14 protein-coding genes are annotated in these 16,956 nt (G+C 56.1%); 7 read left to right on the forward strand and 7 right to left on the reverse strand.

The window, feature by feature from the left end; translation table 11 throughout:
* Positions 1–78: 78 nt before the first annotated feature.
* Complete coding sequence (locus LJE94_05600; protein MCG6909583.1) at positions 79–1,233, reverse strand: acyl-CoA dehydrogenase family protein; 1,155 nt, start codon at positions 1,231–1,233, stop codon at positions 79–81.
* Positions 1,234–1,501: 268 nt separating this feature from the next.
* On the opposite strand from LJE94_05600, the gene LJE94_05605 reads away from it, so the two are divergent.
* From LJE94_05605 to LJE94_05630, 6 genes are all read left to right on the forward strand, one after another.
* Positions 1,502–2,251 (forward strand): AAA family ATPase, encoded by a 750-nt coding sequence (locus tag LJE94_05605; protein ID MCG6909584.1) that lies wholly within the window; start codon positions 1,502–1,504, stop codon positions 2,249–2,251.
* 50 nt (positions 2,252–2,301) lie between these two features.
* On the forward strand, positions 2,302–3,252 hold the full coding sequence (locus LJE94_05610; protein ID MCG6909585.1) for a histone deacetylase: 951 nt from the start codon (positions 2,302–2,304) through the stop codon (positions 3,250–3,252).
* 148 nt (positions 3,253–3,400) lie between these two features.
* The gene (locus LJE94_05615) at positions 3,401–4,066 is read left to right on the forward strand and encodes a CBS domain-containing protein (protein MCG6909586.1); all 666 of its coding nucleotides are present in this window, start codon (positions 3,401–3,403) and stop codon (positions 4,064–4,066) included.
* Positions 4,059–4,916 carry a 50S ribosomal protein L11 methyltransferase gene (locus tag LJE94_05620; GenBank protein MCG6909587.1) on the forward strand — a complete coding sequence of 286 codons (858 nt, stop codon included), beginning with the start codon at positions 4,059–4,061 and terminating at the stop codon, positions 4,914–4,916. Before LJE94_05615 ends, LJE94_05620 begins: the two co-directional genes overlap by 8 nt.
* 60 nt (positions 4,917–4,976) lie before the next feature.
* Positions 4,977–5,816 (forward strand): MBL fold metallo-hydrolase, encoded by an 840-nt coding sequence (locus tag LJE94_05625; protein ID MCG6909588.1) that lies wholly within the window; start codon positions 4,977–4,979, stop codon positions 5,814–5,816.
* 120 nt (positions 5,817–5,936) lie between these two features.
* Entirely contained in the window at positions 5,937–7,508 is a 1,572-nt protein-coding gene (locus LJE94_05630) for an ASKHA domain-containing protein (GenBank protein ID MCG6909589.1), read from the forward strand.
* Between the two features lie 34 nt (positions 7,509–7,542).
* On the opposite strand, the gene LJE94_05635 is transcribed toward LJE94_05630, so the two are convergent.
* The 4 genes from LJE94_05635 to LJE94_05650 form a co-directional block, all read right to left on the reverse strand.
* On the reverse strand, positions 7,543–9,306 hold the full coding sequence (locus LJE94_05635; protein MCG6909590.1) for a DUF6178 family protein: 1,764 nt from the start codon (positions 9,304–9,306) through the stop codon (positions 7,543–7,545).
* A gap of 145 nt (positions 9,307–9,451) precedes the next feature.
* The gene (locus tag LJE94_05640; GenBank protein ID MCG6909591.1) at positions 9,452–10,705 is read right to left on the reverse strand and encodes an AmpG family muropeptide MFS transporter; all 1,254 of its coding nucleotides are present in this window, start codon (positions 10,703–10,705) and stop codon (positions 9,452–9,454) included.
* A gap of 104 nt (positions 10,706–10,809) precedes the next feature.
* Positions 10,810–12,771, reverse strand: a complete 1,962-nt coding sequence (locus LJE94_05645) for a phosphoenolpyruvate carboxykinase (GTP) (GenBank protein ID MCG6909592.1) — start codon at positions 12,769–12,771, stop codon at positions 10,810–10,812.
* A gap of 19 nt (positions 12,772–12,790) precedes the next feature.
* Positions 12,791–13,444: an XTP/dITP diphosphatase gene (locus LJE94_05650; protein MCG6909593.1), complete on the reverse strand. Its 654-nt coding sequence runs from the start codon at positions 13,442–13,444 to the stop codon at positions 12,791–12,793.
* A gap of 375 nt (positions 13,445–13,819) precedes the next feature.
* Here LJE94_05650 and LJE94_05655 point away from each other — a divergent pair, with 375 nt between their 5' ends.
* A complete protein-coding gene (locus LJE94_05655) occupies positions 13,820–14,581 on the forward strand; it encodes an SDR family oxidoreductase (GenBank protein MCG6909594.1) in 762 nt (253 codons plus the stop codon).
* 88 nt (positions 14,582–14,669) lie between these two features.
* Here LJE94_05655 and LJE94_05660 read toward each other — a convergent pair whose 3' ends face one another.
* Positions 14,670–15,653, reverse strand: a complete 984-nt coding sequence (locus tag LJE94_05660; protein MCG6909595.1) for an MBL fold metallo-hydrolase — start codon at positions 15,651–15,653, stop codon at positions 14,670–14,672.
* An 81-nt stretch (positions 15,654–15,734) separates the two neighbouring features.
* Positions 15,735–16,820, reverse strand: a complete 1,086-nt coding sequence (locus LJE94_05665) for an exopolyphosphatase (protein ID MCG6909596.1) — start codon at positions 16,818–16,820, stop codon at positions 15,735–15,737.
* Positions 16,821–16,956: the final 136 nt, after the last annotated feature.

The following is a 16,956-nucleotide window of genomic DNA, read 5'->3' on the forward strand; positions in this document are numbered from 1 at the left end:
CCCTGCCTGTCGAAACAAGGCGTATATGCCGCCAGTTGGACAGGACAGGGGCAATATCGATCATCAGGACAGACACATTTATTTTATCTTACCTATGATCGCGCTGGCGATGGTGTTTTTCTGGATTTCTTTGGTACCCTCGTAAATTTCCGTGATTTTGGCGTCACGGTAGAAACGTTCCACTTCGTATTCCTTCATGTAGCCGTAGCCGCCCAAAAGCTGTATGGCTTCGTCGGCCACCTCCACGGCGGTTCGGGCAGCATACATTTTGGCCATTGACGTCAGCTTGGGGTCGATCCTTCCCTGGTCGAAATTCCAGGCGGCTTTGTAGGTGATCAGGCGGGCCAGCTCAATTTTAGTCGCCATATCGGCCAGTTTGTGCTGGGTGACCTGGAACTGGGCTATTTTTTTGCCGAACTGTTCGCGCTGCTTGACGTAATCGAGGGCGCGGTCGTAGGCTCCCTGGGCGGTTCCCAGGGCCTGGGCGGCTATCTGGATGCGGCTTTCGTCGAAGAAATGCAAAACGTGGTAGAAGCCCTTGCCTTCTTCGCCGATCAGGTTGCCGGCCGGGACGCGTACGTCCTTGAAAGTGACCTCGGCGGTGGCCATCATGCAGATGCCCATTTTCTCGCCTACATCCGCGGTGCTGACCCCCTCGCACTCTGCTTCGACCAGAATGACGCTCAAGCCCCTGTAGGGAGGCTTGGCCTCGGGATCCGTCTGGCAAAGGACGGAATAAAAACCGGCCAGGCCGCCGTTGGTGATAAAGGTCTTCACGCCGTTGACCACCCACTCGTCGCCCTCTTTTACGGCCGTGGTGTCCATGGCGGTGATATCCGAACCGTGATTGGGCTCAGTGAATGCGCCGGCTGAAAGCATTTTCCCCTCGGCCACCTGGGGCAGAAATTTCTGCTTGAGTTCATCGCTGCCGTAGTGCAGGACCAGTTCCGAGGCGAAGCTGGAGAGGGCGACCGCACTGCCGATAGTCGAGTCTCCGCGGCACAGTTCCTCGACGACGAGGATATCCTCGAGGCTGCCGAGCCCCTGCCCGGAATATTCTTCGGGAAAGTGGACGCCGATCAAACCGAGGTCCCCGGCTTTCTGCCATATTTTTTTAGGGAATTCATGTTTCCTGTCCAATTCCAGAGCCAATTCCTTGTCGAATTCGCCTTTGGTGAAATCTCTGACCGCCTTTTGGATGTCCTTCTGTGTTTTGTCGAGCTCAAATTCCATATGGTTACCTCCTGTTGAAACTCGCTTAGATTTTCTTGCCGCTATGCGGCTTTCTGCCACTTTTTACGCAAATAATAAAACTAACATAAGGCCGGAGGCAATGCAAGCGGATTGCACCTGCGCGACTTGCGCAAAAGGGACTTGACTGCACCGGGCTACTGCCATAAATTCAAGAACGGTCGTTTTGAGATGGAATCTTTGAGAAATTTGAAATACTGAAATAAGGTGAAGATCGCGTAACAAAGCCACCTGAAAGGATATGAGTTACATGGCGTATTCTATTGCACTGGCCGGCAAAGGCGGAACCGGTAAAACCACGGTTGCCGGAATGTTGATTAAATATCTTGTGGAAAAGGGAAAGGGCCCCGTACTGGCGGTGGATGCCGACAGCAATGCGAACCTGAACGAGGTTTTGGGGCTCGAAGTGAGCGATACGCTGGGCAATGCAAGGGAGGAGATGAAGAAGGGCATTGTGCCCGGCGGTATGACCAAGGATGTTTTCATGTCCATGAAACTGGAACAGGCCGTCGTTGAAGAGGAGGGCTACGATCTGGTGGTGATGGGGCAGCCCGAGGGCTCCGGCTGTTATTGCGCAGCCAATACACTGCTGACCGGTTTTCTGGAACGCCTGGTCGGTAACTATCCCTACGTTGTCATGGACAACGAAGCCGGTATGGAACATATCAGCCGGTTGACCACCAGCAACGTGGACGTTCTGCTGATCGTAGCGGACACGTCCCGCCGGGGGTTGCAAGCCGCCCTCAGAATCGATAAACTCAGCAAGGAGCTGAATATCGGTGTGGGGAAGAGCTTTCTCGTTATCAATCAGTCCAAAGCGGATCCCCCTGAAGCCGTTCTCGACATCATTAAAAAGGGTGGCCTGTCTCTGGCGGGGACCATACCGGAAGATACGACCGTTTACGAATTCGACCTGGAGGGGCGCCCTACGATCGAACTGCCCGAGGAGAACGAGGCCGTGAAAGCGGCTTACAGGATATTCGACGACATCCTGGATTGAGCGTTCCAATCTTCAAACCTATTGATTGACCACAACCGGCTGGGTGAGAGATGAAAAAAACAGGTTTCCTATTTGATCCGCGTTATCTTTTGCATGACACTGGCCCTTTCCACCCGGAAGTTCCTGAACGGCTCCAGGCCATCTACAGAGGCATAGAGGAGGCCGGGTTTCTTCCCAAACTCCTGAAAATAGAAGCCCGGCCGGCAGACCTGCGTTGGATCGAAGCGGTGCACACCGTCGAATACATCCGCCGTTTCGAAGAGGTATGCTATGCGGGCCAGAAAACCATGGACACGCCCGACTGCACCATGTGTACGGAAACGTTTGAAACCGCGTTGCTGGCGGCCGGCGGTGTCATGAATGCGGCCGACATGCTCATGAAAGAGGAGATCGACAATGCTTTCTGTGCGGTCAGGCCGCCGGGTCACCACGCCGAAGCCGGGGAGGCCATGGGGTTCTGTTATTTCAACAACGTGGCCATCGCTGCAACCTACCTGAAAGAGCAATGGCATGTCGGCAAGGTGGGGATCATCGATTTCGACGTCCACCACGGCAACGGCACGCAGCACATATTCGAAAAGGATCCGACTGTTTTTTACTACTCAATACACCAGCATCCATCCTTCTCCTATCCGGGCACGGGAAGGGAATTCGAGCAAGGCAGCGGCGAGGGGGAGGGATTTACCAAGAACACCCCGGTTCTTCCCGGCCACGGCGATGAAGAGTACGCTCATTACGTCAAAAGGGACCTTTTGCCGGCCTTTGAACGGTTTCGACCCGAGGTCATCCTGGTGTCCACCGGATTCGACGCCCATGTGGATGATGACATGTCGGATGTGAAACTGTCCACGGACGCCTTCACCTGGCTGATAGAAACCGCTCTGAGACTGGCTGCGGAATACGCCGGGGGACGGCTGATATCGGTCCTGGAAGGGGGCTACAGCCTCAAACGGCTCCCGGAACTGGCGGCCAATCATGTGAAGGCACTGTTGGAAGCATGAATCCAGCCCGGATAACCCGGAGCAAAAAGTCCTGTGCAAACATGATGGGATTTGAACCGATTTCACTTGCTGCAGGGAATGTACCATACGCCGTTCATAGACTAACAACCATATATCATTGGAGGACGACATGTTTGTCAGCAGGTCAATGACAAGTGAGGTAATAACCATAACGGGCGGCGACAGTATTTTCGATGCCCGGGAAAAAATGGCCAGACACGGGATCCGCCACCTGCCGGTTATCGATGAAAATCACACCCTCGTGGGAATCGTCACCGACCGTGACATCAGGAGTGTTCTCCCGTACAGCCTGTCCAAGGACGCCGATTGCGCCGCGGAGCGGGAGAAGGTCGAAGCGCTCAAAATCCGGGATATCATGACCGCGGATCCCCTTACCATTTCTCCTGCGGATACCATTCAGGATGCGTTGCTGATGATCCAGCAGAAGCGCGTGGGGGCTTTCCCCGTGGTGGATGAGACCCGGAAGCTGAAAGGCATCATTTCCGTCCGCGACCTGTTGAGAGCCTTTACCAACGTTCTGGGCATCGGAGAGCCCGGGACCCTGCTGTGCATCCTGGTGGAGGAGAAGATCGGACAGATGAAAAAGATCGTGGATGCCATCACCGAAGAAAACATTTCATTCGGAAGCATTCTGGTGGCCCGCTACTGGGAGGAAGACAAAAGGGCTGTTTTTCCCTATCTGCTGACGAACAATGTGGGGCGCGTCAAAAAGAAATTGACGGCAATGGGATTCCAACTGCTGGAGCCAATGGATTGGTACCTGGATCAGCTGCCCAAGCACCCGCATGAATGATCCGGCAGGCAATCCTTACGGGGATCTTTATATTTATTATCTCGAGGGATGCGTCAGGGCCGGTGATGCTTTCTTCGGGGATCAATTCATCGGTAACTGGGAAGAGGGCGGGCATGCATTTCTTTTTTTTTCCGCTCCTTCGGAAGCGGTTGTCGACCGGCTGATTGACAACGAACCGCAGCTCACCGTACTGGACCGATTTCACATGTCCTATGACGACTGGCACGGAGAGCCTGTCACACCGTTCAGCGTCGGGCGCATAACCGTCGTCCCGCCCTGGTACGACGTATCTTCCTGCTGCCGGCCGGAATCCCGTACCGGATCCCTCCCGAAATCCGGGCAGGTCCTTCTGGATCCGGGGGTCGTGTTCGGAACCGGCTCCCACCCCACCACCCGTGACTGCCTCGAGGCGCTCGACATGGTCAGTCGGCTGAAGGTGCCGGAAACCGTTCTCGACATAGGTACGGGAACCGGCGTGCTTGCCCTGGCGGCAGTCCGCCTGGGAAGCAAAAAAGTGCTTGCCGTGGATCTGAACCGGCTGGCTGCCCGCACCACTAGACGCAACGTCGTGTTGAACGGTATGGATAAACAGGTGTTGGTGGTGCAAGGGGATGCCGAAAATTTTATGGACTTTACGCGTGATCTTGTGATATCGAATATTCATTACGATGTCATGAAGCGCCTGATCAGAAATCCGGGGTTCCTGTCGGGCGAGTTTTTCATTCTATCCGGTCTTCTGCGCAGCCAGGCGGAAAAAATTGAACGGAGCTTGGGAAGCCTGCCTGTAGCAATTATCAAGAAATGGGACACCGGCGGAATATGGCACACCTATCTCGGCCGCATCCAATGACAGGATGACGTATCACCTTGTAAGCCGTTCAACGCGTTCAGGAACACCGAAAGGGAACTAATGGTTATTACGTGCTGGGGTTCCAGAGGGTCGATACCTGTATCGGGAAAAGAGTACATCAAGTATGGTGGCGACACCACCTGTCTCGAGATTCGAACCCGCAGTAATGACATCATCATCGTTGATGCCGGCACCGGGATCAGGCGTTTGGGAAACAAGCTGATCGATGAAACCTGCGACACCTTCAACTTCCTTTTCACCCATGCCCATTGGGACCACCTCATGGGATTGCCCTTTTTCAAACCATTATACGAAGGGGAAACGCGCATAAAGACCTTCCGGTGCCCTTACTCGGGTTCGTATGCGGAAAGAATGATCACCAGGATTCTCACACCGCCGAATTTTCCTGTCAAATATTCCGATCTGAGCGCCGAATTTACCTACGAGGAAGGCTGTCCGGAATCCTTTGAAATCGGCTCGGTGCAAGTGGTTCCCATCCACCTGAGCCATCCGAACGGCGGACGCGGGTACAAGTTTATAGAAGACGGAAAAACGTTCGTCTTCCTGACGGACAATGAGTTGGGATATGTCCACCCCAAAGGCCTTACCAAGGAGACCTATGCGCAGTTCTGCGCTGACGCCGATCTCCTGATTCACGATGCCGAATACACCCCCGAAGAGTATGAGCAATACATCGAGTGGGGGCACTCGTCCTATGCCGATGTGCTGAATTTGGCCATCCATGCAAATGTGAAGAAGCTGGGGCTGTTTCACCTGAATCAGGACCGTTCGGATGACGACATGGACGAGATCGTTACCGTGTGCCGGCGCCGCATTGCCGATCAGGGGAAGACATTCGAGTGCTTTGCGGTGGGAAGCGACATGACTTTCGAGTTATGACCCCATAGTTGCAACGTTGAGGTGTTGCCCGCCGGAAAAAAATGAGGACATGAGGCTTCAACGGAGCCAGCCCGAATATCCATTAGGACTATTCGGGCTTACCTTTTTAGGAATTGCGTTATGGCGGTGCAAAAACCGGTCTTTCGAGATGGTTGGGTCACACACGTCGAACTGCAGCCACCGTCGCTGGCCGACAACACATCCGATGGGGGTCGGCTGATAGAGGGGTTGAAGGGGAAGCTCGCATCGCGTGCGGTTGCGATCGACCTGCCGCTTTTAAAAAAACTGCCTTTTCTTCTGCGGGAATGGGAATACAGTGCCGGGTGTGTTGTGGCCCGAGACGCCGACGGCTGGCTGGTGACGGGACTTTTCCCGCCCGGGGATTCTCGGCCGCCGATGGGACTGGCCGTGGACCTGGGAACTTCCCGGATTGTTTTGAGACTTGTCAACCTCCTGTCTGGGGAATCGCTGGGCGAACGCTCCTTCGACAATCCTCAAATTGCCATCGGGCCGGACATTCTGGCAAGAATCCATTATGCCGAGGAACCGGAGGGGTTGTCGACGCTCAAGCGTCTCGTCGTCGACGGGATGAACCTGGAGATTGCGAGTCTTTGCAGGGCATGCGGCAGGGAAGCGGAAAATATCTTCATGGTTTCCCTGGCAGGCAACACGACCATGACCCATCTGTTCATGGGGCTGGAGCCGCGCTGGATCATCCGGGAACCCTACATTCCGGTAACCAACCGCCCGGGAATGCTGCGGGCATCGGAACTGGGACTGGCCGTCAACCCTTCCGGCAGAATATTTATCTACCCGAACATCGGCAGCTATTTCGGCGGAGACCTCATTGCGGGAATACTGTTTGCGGGCATGCACAGGCAAAAAGAAACAGGCATTCTGGTGGACGTGGGCACCAACGCGGAAGTCGTGCTGGGGAACGAGAACTGGCTGATCGCCTGTGCCGGGGCGGCCGGCCCGGCGCTGGAGGGCGGCGTGACCCGCATGGGAATGATGGCGGGGCCGGGGGTGATCGATAAAGTGAGAATAGATCCGGAAGCAGGCGGATTCGACCTTGCTACCATCGGCGACACGCCGCCCAAGGGGATCTGCGGATCCGGCCTGATCGATCTGGCAGCCCAACTGTTTCTATCCGGAATGCTGGACGTCAGGGGAAAGTTCGATCCGGCCGTCTGCGGTGAGCTGTTGCAGGATGTGGCCGGCGTGCCTTCGCTGGTGGTTGTCCCGGCCGACCGGTCGGCCACCGGCCGGGATCTCACGGTAAGCCAGGCAGACATCGACAGCCTGGTGCGTTCCAAAGCGGCCATGTACACCATCCTGGAGACGATCACGAATTCCGTCGGCATGCTGCCGGGGGACCTGTCCACCTTCTATGTGGCCGGCACTTTCGGCTCATTTATCGATCCGGTTTCAGCCATTTCCATCGGGATGCTTCCCGATCTTCCCCGGCAGGCCTTCAAGGTGCTGGGCAACAGCTCGCTTGAAGGGGCCGCCCGGCTTCTGACCAGTCCGGACAGTCTGGAGGAAATCGACGAGATACGGAACCGGATCACCTATCTTGAACTGAACGTGAACCAGGAGTTCATGAACCGGTTCAGCGCCGCCAAATTTCTGCCGCACACCAACCCGTCCCTTTTCCCGTCCGTACCCGTAAAGCAATCGGGAAAAAAATGAAACGGCAGCCGGAGGGTGGGTTCGCCGAAGCGGTTCAGGGCGCCGCCACCCGGAACAACTGCATAAAACGCGGGTCTATGTTCTTTGCCGATACCCGGGCGTAATTCTCCTCGATTTCCTGAAAGAGTTCCTCGAAGGCGCTCCCCAGCTCTTGGGCCAGCGTATCCCGCGAAAGTCCGCTGGCAGAGGAGATCCACCCCATGAAGTCGTTTTTTCGGGCGGGTTTGATGGTCGGTGGGTTGGAAGTCATATCCCACAGCTGCTCGAAAAAGGTTTTGAAAACATCCAACGGCACTGTGGAAATGACGGCGGGGTATTCCTTCAGCCCCTGACTGTGGGCGGTCCAAAGGGTCAGAAGGAGGTTCTTGTAGTTCAAAAGGGATCCGGCATGCCCGGAAATTTTTTCTAGGGAAAGCCGGCTGAAAAGCTTGTCAAAAGATATGGTTCTGTCGAGCATTTCTTCGGTACGACGGATGTCTTCGCAGGTTTGAAACTCACGGTAAACGGTGCCGGTGGCATAGTTGTCGAAGAAAAGCGGTTTTTTAATCAAAAGCCCGCCGACAACCCCCATGAGCGTTTCCCCCCAGAAATGCAGCGGGAGGCCTGCCCGAGCATACCAGCTGCCCCGCTGCCAGGCATCTGCCTTCCACTTCAGGGCCAGGGCCCGTCCGAAGCCGACACGAAAAATATCCGCCAGCGGATAGGTTTGTATCAGCTGCCTGTGGTTGTCTTCGAGGCTTTCGAGGCCGACGTTGATATATCCGCAGGCTTTTTTTACGATCTCACCGAGTTCCTCCCGGGTATGAATCGTTTTTCCGTCGGCAACGATGATGCTGTTGCACAGACCCGCAATTTCGGACTGCAGCTGCATGGCGACCCGGCTCCGGTCGATTTCAGCCAGCGCTTTGCTAAAGGGGCCGTCCTTTTCCAGAAGGGCGCCGACGGAAAGAGGGGCGGACAGCAAGGGCTCACCCCCCCGCTCGATGTATTTGACCGGCCGTCCGCGAAGGTCCTGAGGGTCGATGGGCTGGTAAACGCCGACGGCCTCTTCCAGTGGTAAAAAGCCCTTTTCCGCCAATCTGACATTGCGCATTCGGTATAGCGCTTCTTCGGTTTCGGCGGGTATCACCGAGGCAGCCTCCAGCAGAAGATCACGATACAGTTGAACGTCGTGCGTGGCGATCCGTTGAAGCAGTTCCGGAAAAAACGTATCGCGTTGCTCCTTGAGTCGCTCGTAAGCAGCATCGGCCTCGGACTCGACCTCGGTATCGGATTCGGCCCCGGGCCCCGGGGCGTATTCGGCCGGGAGGTTTTTAACCCGAAAATAAAACACGTCGTCAATGGTAATGAAATCCTTGCCCAGGTCGGCCGGATCCTGGTCTTCCTCGCGGGTGGCGACGTCGATATTGCGCTGGAGAAAAAGTTCGGTGAACACCTTTTTTTCACGGGAACACCAGCGGGCAAAACGGTCGGGGTCCGCGGTCATCAAAACGCTGAACCACTTGGTGGTTGCCAGCGGTTCGACCGTGTCGCCCTTCCAAACGTCCATGTCCAGCATATATTCCCATTGTCTGGCGGACGCCAGGGCCAGGATGGGCAGCGCGTCCTGGTGGCCGACTTCGTTGACCAGGAGGTAGAGATCCTCCTCCGGAAAGGAATGCACCAGCTCCACCGGCCGTTCGGCGTTCAGGATCGCTTCCACGGCCTTTTCCGGCGAACGCCCCATCAGTGTTCGCCTTTTTTCCCGGAGTATCATTGCACGCCGCCCGGCGGGTGTGATTTTTTTGTTATCGGGCATTGCAGGTCGCCTTGTCCGAAGTTCTCAGGCTTTCCCGGCCTGTGAGGTAAAATGCGATTACGTCGCTATCATACAAAAGATGCCGTATTATTTTTATACTACCAGAGGCACGGACAGATAGGCAAATGGAAAATATGCCACGGTTTCAGCTGTCGGGTGACGAGCCGCCCCCCGCCTTCCACGGTGCAATTCGGCCAAGCAGGACAAGACCCGGGACGGCGAGTCCGGTACATAGGAGAAAGAAAGCAAACCAACCGAAATGTTTGGCCATGTATCCGGTAGGCGCCGCAGCCAGCACGCGGGGTATACCCATGAGGCTGCTCAGAAGCGCATACTGCGTGGCGGTAAATTTTTTGTTGGTGATGCTGGCCATGTAGGCCGCGTAGGCGGCCGTCCCCATGCCGGAGCTGAGATTTTCAAAGGCGATCACCGCGGACAGCCCCGAGATGCTGTTACCGATCATCGCCAGCAGAGCGAACCCCGATGTGGAAAGCGCCTGCAGGATGCCGAATATCCAGAGGCAGCGGTTGATACCAGTGCGCAGCATGAGCACACCACCGAGGATGCCGCCGCCGATGGTGGCCCAGAAACCGAACAGTTTGACCACGGCACCGATTTGGGTCTTGGTGAAACCGATATCCAGGTAAAACGGCGTGGTCATGGCGGCCGCCATGGTGTCGCCGATTTTGTAGAGAAGGATGAAGGCCAAAATCGAAACGGCCTGCCGGCGGCCGAAGTATTCGGTCAAGGGGGCGATCACGGCTTCAACGAGGGTTTGCGGGGTGCCTTCAGGCAGTTCCGGCTCAGGCGCCAGCAGCGTGACAAGAATTCCCGGAAGCATGCAGGCTGCCATGATTTGGTATACCATGGCGTAGGAAATATGGTCCGCCAGGATCAGGCCGCCGCCGGAGGCGAGCAGCATGCCCACCCGGTATCCATTGACATACAGTGATGAGCCGAGGCCCAACTCTTCATCGGAAAGGTCCTCCCGCCTGTAGGCATCGACGACAATGTCCTGACTGGCGCTGAAAAAGGTTACCAGAAAGGCCACCGCCGCGACCATCCAGGGTGCCCTCGAGGGATTGGTGAATCCCAAGGTCGAAATGGACAGCATGAGGGCCGACTGGGATAGGAAGAGCCAGCCTCTTCTCCGGCCGAAAAGGGGAAGCGTAAAGCGGTCTAAAAGGGGAGCCCACAGAAACTTCAGGGTGTAGGGAAGACCGACCAGCCCCATGATACCGATGAGCGTCAGATCGACACCTTCCTCCTTCATCCAGGCCTGGAGGACCGTGATGGTCAAAAGCAGGGGAAGCCCGCAAGAAAACCCCATCAGCAGGGCGACCAGCATGCGCGGGCTCAAGGCGGATTGCAGAATGGAGGGGTAGCGGCTTGGTTTCATTGTCCCGGATTTGACAGGTCGGATCGGCATTTGAGATGGCTGCTGGCGTCGGTGTCAAAATCCTTCGCAACCATGATGGCGTTGAGCGGGAAGTCAGTGCCCGCTCATCCCTTCATCATTTGTTCCGGTGTCACGACGGGGCCGTACGTCGTTTTAAGCGCCAGGAGACCACTTTTTTGTTCCTCCAGGACTTCGAACAGCTTTTCCGGAATATTTTCTTCCCTGCTGTAGGCTTCCGTCTGAAGGTCGATTCTGCCGACGATGTTGTCGATGTAGAGTGAAAACTGCCGCGTGTAAAGCTCTTGAGTGTATTCCTTGTCGATAATGCCGGCAAAGAGATCCCTGAGGTCTTCATATTTTGGCAAGTCACCGATGGGTGTCGGTATGACGGTTACATCGCCGTGGGCCTTTTTTTCAAGCCAGGCCAGCCATACTTTCACGTCCTTTTTTTCGCCAAGCAGTTTTTTGGATTCTCCGCCACGCGCTTCGTGGGTGAGGAAGTAGTTCAAACCCGCCATGACAGGCTTTTTGTCCGGTGCCAGTTTCGGGCTGTTGAAGAATTTGAACTGGGCGTCCATATAATCTCCCAGCGCGCCGGGTATAAAGGGTGCATTGGCCCACGGTGCTCTTTTGACGCCCGTGGCGCCCACTTCCGTCGCGGTTGCCGCCGACACGATGCAGGCGCCGATAACGACGCCGTGGTCGGGATTTTTAGCTGCCCACACAGGCGGCATGGTGTCGCTGTCCCGGCCGCTGTAGGTGATCACCCGCGTTTCCACCCCCGAAGGGTTTTCCGCCATCTCCGAGTAGTTGGCCAGGGATGTGGATGCGACCGTGCACCTGGAATTGGGATGGGACATGGGAATTTCTTTGCCGCCGGCATCTTTTTTACCCCGATACCAGTCTCCCTGAAAATTGGTGCCCTTGTCCGGTGGGGCTTCGCCGTTACCCACCCAGTGGGGCACGCCGTCGGCATCGATGAGTACGTTGGACCAGATCACTTCACTGCCTTCGTTGCGCAGGATATCCATCAACATGGGATCGCCTTCCCGATTGACATCTTCGACAATGCCGAAAATGCCGCACTCGGGATTAACGGAGCGAATGCCGCCGTCCTCGGCTATCCACATTTGGGCAAGATCGTCACCCACGAAATGGGTGCCGGCCATGGCGGTTGTCGTTTTGCCGCACCCGCTTGGAGCGGCGCCGGTGCACCATGTTGTGCGTCCGCCGGGCCCATCGATACCCGTGATGAACATGTGTTCGGAGAGTTCGACGCCCCTATTTTCATAGACGGCTTTGTCTACGGAGAAACGGTGATTTCCTTTTTTCAAGAGCAGGGTATTGCCCGCATAGGTGCAGTTGAAGCTGAAGGTGGTTCTGTACCGCCGGTCCATGAAGACGCGTGCGCTGGGCAGGTCTTCGGGCCGATTGAGGCCTTCGCTGTGAATATTGGTGTAGAAGTGACCCAGGCGTTTCACTTCCTGATCGAACTGGGCGTAAGCGTTGCGGTACAGGATTTCCGCGCTGTGGGAAACATAGGCCGAGCTGGTAATTTCGAGGGCGGGATTCGAAACGGGCGCGCCCACCGGGCCGCGCATGTAAAAGCCCACCACCATTGTCATGCCGCGCATGATGCCGGTCATGATCCGGCCGATTTCATCCAGGGCCTGCGCACGTTCCATGCGGTTAGCCAGGGAACTGATCTGCTCGTCGGGGTCGGCGATGTAATACGTCCTGTCGATAATCCTTCCCTGTTCGTCCTTCAGGTCGAAGTGGATGGTGTGGTCCTTCATTTTCAAGGGGGCTTCCTCGCCTTTTTCCAATGCCATGTTGCGTATGAATCGGCGGTCTTCTTCGGAGCCGGTGTTGATGAAAACGGCGTCCGGATCGCACATGACGGCCGCGTTGGCAATGTTGATGAGGATGTCGGGGTTGGTGATCGGTTTCAACCGGATGAGATGCTCCGGGTCCAGCCTGTCCTTAAAAAATGCCATGGCGTCGTCGTAATTGCGGATGCCGCCGACACGTTTTACTATATCGATGCCCCTCTTGTCGCGTTCCATAGGTGTTCTCCTGTAACAATCACTCCATGCAGTTGAATTTTTGATCCACGGGCATGTGGATTTCCAGCCACTTCATCACCTTGTCGAATTCTTCCTCAAGTTCCCTGAGGGCCTTGCCCCTGTGGCTGACACGGCTTTTTTCCTCCCGGGTGAGCTGAGCGAATGTTTTTTGCAACGGCGGAAAGAAAAAGATCGGGTCATAGCCAAAACCGTTTTCACCCTGCGGCTCTCGGGTAAGCACGCCTTCGCATCGGGCCTCGTAGGTCAACGCCGGGCCGGTGGGCACGGCAAAGGAAATGACGCAGGCGAAGGCGGCGTTCCTGTTCTCTTCGTCCTGCATCGCCTCGAGCAGCTTTTGGCAGCGCTCCCGGTCGGTAGCCTCCGGACCGGCAAAGCGTGCCGAGTGAACGCCCGGGGCGCCTTTCAGGGCTTCGACCATCAGGCCGGAATCGTCGGCTATGGCTGGAAGCCCCAGGATTCTGGCGGTAACGCTCGCTTTTTTATAGGCATTCTCGTCGAAGGTCTCACCGTCTTCCTCCACTTCAGGGATCGGGCCGAAATCATCCAGGTTTTTGATCTGTATGGGAAAATCCTTTAAAAGATCTCTTATTTCTGCGGTCTTTCCCCGGTTGCGGGTAGCGATGACGATCGGTATGCAGTTGTTTGTTTCCATAATGCGGTTAAATAATAGAACCCCTTTAATTGTCAAGCGGACACTATAAAAATATTACCGCCAGATGTCGCATGTCTCCAGCGATGGCATGCGGCACGGCCCGTTGGCCGTCCCCTCCCATGGAACGATTGACGACCTGGGTTGTTCTGCCCGGCCGCTTGAAACCCGGGCGCTCGTGGATGTGTCCGCACATGGTCACGGGAGGCTGATAGTGCCGGATGAGCCTTACCGGTTTTCTCCTTTGCCGGTTGACTGGTAACCCTTACTAGGCTACCATCACACGGCGCATAATTCAACGCTCAACCGGTCGGATGCCGGAGGACAGATTGTCGAAAAGCGGAAAGTGAGGCATAAATTCAGATGGAGGAGGCGGCCGTGGCTGATATAACCTATGGATTGGCGGATAATGTTTACGTTGTAACCGGGGGGACGCGGGGCATCGGGCTTGTCCTGGCGAAGATGCTGCTGGCACAGCATGCGAAGGTTGTCGTTTGCGGAAGAAAACAGGAGGGCCTCGACAGGGCAGTCGCCGAATTGAACGGAGGGGACCGCGTGGTTGCCCTGCCGGCGCACGTTGCCAAGGCCGAGGATGTTGACCGCCTCTTCGATCGCACCCTGGATGCCTTCGGCCGTCTTGACGGCCTCATCAACAACGTCGGCATGAACATAATTACCTCTGTCGTCGACGCGGACCCGTCTCTGTGGCAGAAAATCATCGATTCCAACCTCAACGGGGCGTTTCTGTGTTCAAGGCGGGCCGGGCAGATCATGCGCGAGCAAAAAAGCGGGAAAATCGTCAGTGTAAGCTCACTGGCGGCGCACAGGTCCGCGCCCGCCATGGGGATCTATGGCATTGCCAAGGCCGCCATGGAAATGATGACCAAGGTGCTGGCCCAGGAACTGGCGCCCTTCAATATTCAGGTGAATGCCGTGGCGCCGGCGATGGTTCGGACCAAGTTCAGCGAGCCGTTCTGGTCGAATGAAGATATGCACCGGGAGATTGTCAAAACCATTCCACTGGGCAGAATCGCGGAACCGGATGAGGTGGCCCACCCGATTCTGTTCCTGTGCTCCGGGGCCGCGGATTTTATCACCGGGCAGACCTTGATGGTGGATGGGGGCGCCTCGGCTATATAGCCTAAGCGCACGGCAGGGTTGAAACGTTGCGCTACATATGCGGGTTTTAACTTGATCATTTGACAGTGTTTGGGGCCGGCCAGCGGCGCTACCTGTTTTGGTCAAACATGACCACGCCTTCACTCTCGTGACGCTGCAGTTTTCGTTCTTCCTCGAGGTAGCGCAGATGGGCAATGGCTTCGCCGGTGGCAAACCACTTCTGTGCGACGGGGAACGCCTCCCAGGATTCGGACTTGATATCCCACTTCATCTTCGAGGCTACTGAAAAAGCGGTCCGTGGGGTTCCATTGCCTGCGATTGCCAGCACTTCCTCGAGCCTCTCCCGATGGTGTTGCTTCAGTTCCCCGATGCGCTGCCGGAAATGGGTGAAGACGCGCCGATGGCCGGGGAGGACAATATCCACCGCCAGCCCAGACACCTTGTCCAGACTTTCCAGATAAAGTTTAAGGGGATTATGCGTGTCATCCCAGCATTGAATGTTGGGGGTGATGTCAATCAGCATGTGGTCGCCGGCGATAAACAGCTTTTCCGAGGCTTCATACAGGCAGGTGTGCCCCAGGGTGTGGCCCGGGGTCTCCACGCACTGAAAATGATAGTCTCCCACGTCGATGGTTTGACCGTCTTTTAAAATGTTCAGGTCGGGAACCCAGGAAGAGCCGAACTTATGGCCCGGGTGGGCCTCCAGGGCCGACCTGAGCTCCTCCTGGGGAAAGCCGTTTCGCCCTGCAAAGGCGATCATGGGGCCGAAGCCTTCCCAGGATTCGATCAATTCGGCATCCGGGCGGTTGAAGTAGATGCGGCTGTCCTCAGTCGCCAGCCTGGCCACCAGGCCGAAATGATCGGCGTGCAGGTGGGTGATGAAAAAATCGGTTTCGTGGATGTCGATATCGAGTGCTTGCAGTCCTGCCTGCATGGCTGCCAAGCAGGCGCTGCGATTCAAACCGGTGTCCACTATCAGGTTGCGACGGTTTGATTTGACGACGTAGGCGTTCAGGTATTTCAACGGGCTGTCCGGCAGGGGGATTTGCAGCCTGAACAGGTTTGGGCGGATCTCTTCTATCTCTTTTTTCACGGGACCTTCCTTTATCTTTTATGCGGGGCTTCAGCCTCGGGAACGTGCGTCTGAAGCCCGGGTCTCTGACAATATCGGCGGCTATTCGACAACAGGGCGGCTCTGCCATCGGTCCGTGCGTTCCCATCCGGCACGTTGTTCACCGGCGGTCCTTCGGTCGGACCCTTTGCGCCGCTCCGTTTTGCCGGATTCGCTCCAGGCGGCGGAGCGGCTTTTACGGCGGTCTCCACACCGGCGGCGGTCATGTCCACTCCGTTGGGTTTTGGCGACGAGACCGCCATCGGGATCGTTTTCCATCAGAATATCAATTATTTGGGGAAGATACTGATTCGATAGATCATGGCGAAACCGGCATGCACCGGCACCCTTATGCCCGCCTCCCTCAAAATAGGAAAGCATCTGTCCGACATTGACATTGCAGGTTCGGTTCAGGATGCTGTGCCCCACTTTGACGACCACGGTTTCCCTGTCGGCTTCCTCGTAGCCAATTTTAACGTTTACGGAGGTTTCGGGGAACATGGAGTAAACCAGGAACCGGTTGCCGTAGGGGGTTTGCCCCAGGGGTCGGAAGTCGGTAATCGCAACGTGCCGCCGGGTGGCGGTATATTTTTGGAGCAATGCCCGGTACGTTTTATTTTCACTGATAGCCTCGTCGCAGCGCTTCCTGACTTCCGTGTCGTCAAGAACCTCATCGATGGTACGGCTGCGCAACAAGCCCACCAAACGATTCCAGTAGGGTTTTTCGTGCTCGAGGTGCGGGTGAATCGTCATGGACAACAGGATATACGGATACCTTTCAGGATGCCGGATCTCATCTACCGTCAACTGCGCGGCGTCTATCTTGTCGGTTTCACGGACAAGATCGGCATAATCATGCGTCAAGCGGTTTCGGTAGTATTCAAAGATGATTCCGGCGGCCGAAGGGGCGATGCGGAACGATCCGGGAACGGCATGCCTGAGTTTGTTGGAAAAATGATGATCGAACCATAAGCTGCATTTTTCGTTGTAAGGCAGGTTGGCGATGATATCGCCCCGTCGAATGTCGACCCTGCATTTCTGCATGTCGTTGGGGGAAACCCATTTGACCGGCGTATCGATATTCTCCGCCGCATACAAAAGCACGGCGCATACGATACCGTCAAAGTCCGGCCGGGTAACTATTCTCATGGGTATAACCTTCGCTATGAAACATCCCCACGACAGGCTTGAAGGGGATGTGTCTGCTGTTCCGGTGCAATCGCCTCTTGAGGGGCGACGGCGTTTTTTTTTAATCGCTCACCCCTTCCCCGTCGAGTCCAAACAA

The sequence above is a fragment of the Deltaproteobacteria bacterium genome (genome assembly GCA_022340465.1).
Taxonomy (GTDB): domain Bacteria; phylum Desulfobacterota; class Desulfobacteria; order Desulfobacterales; family B30-G6; genus JAJDNW01.

Bases quoted from the DNA above. Each gene is read 5' to 3' on its own strand.
- LJE94_05600 (MCG6909583.1), bottom strand. From the start codon at position 1,233: ATGGAATTTGAGCTCGACAAAACACAGAAGGACATCCAAAAGGCGGTC.
- LJE94_05605 (MCG6909584.1), top strand. From the start codon at position 1,502: ATGGCGTATTCTATTGCACTGGCCGGCAAAGGCGGAACCGGTAAAACC.
- LJE94_05610 (MCG6909585.1), top strand. From the start codon at position 2,302: ATGAAAAAAACAGGTTTCCTATTTGATCCGCGTTATCTTTTGCATGAC.
- LJE94_05615 (MCG6909586.1), top strand. From the start codon at position 3,401: ATGACAAGTGAGGTAATAACCATAACGGGCGGCGACAGTATTTTCGAT.
- LJE94_05620 (MCG6909587.1), top strand. From the start codon at position 4,059: ATGAATGATCCGGCAGGCAATCCTTACGGGGATCTTTATATTTATTAT.
- LJE94_05625 (MCG6909588.1), top strand. From the start codon at position 4,977: ATGGTTATTACGTGCTGGGGTTCCAGAGGGTCGATACCTGTATCGGGA.
- LJE94_05630 (MCG6909589.1), top strand. From the start codon at position 5,937: ATGGCGGTGCAAAAACCGGTCTTTCGAGATGGTTGGGTCACACACGTC.
- LJE94_05635 (MCG6909590.1), bottom strand. From the start codon at position 9,306: ATGCCCGATAACAAAAAAATCACACCCGCCGGGCGGCGTGCAATGATA.
- LJE94_05640 (MCG6909591.1), bottom strand. From the start codon at position 10,705: ATGAAACCAAGCCGCTACCCCTCCATTCTGCAATCCGCCTTGAGCCCG.
- LJE94_05645 (MCG6909592.1), bottom strand. From the start codon at position 12,771: ATGGAACGCGACAAGAGGGGCATCGATATAGTAAAACGTGTCGGCGGC.
- LJE94_05650 (MCG6909593.1), bottom strand. From the start codon at position 13,444: ATGGAAACAAACAACTGCATACCGATCGTCATCGCTACCCGCAACCGG.
- LJE94_05665 (MCG6909596.1), bottom strand. From the start codon at position 16,820: ATGAGAATAGTTACCCGGCCGGACTTTGACGGTATCGTATGCGCCGTG.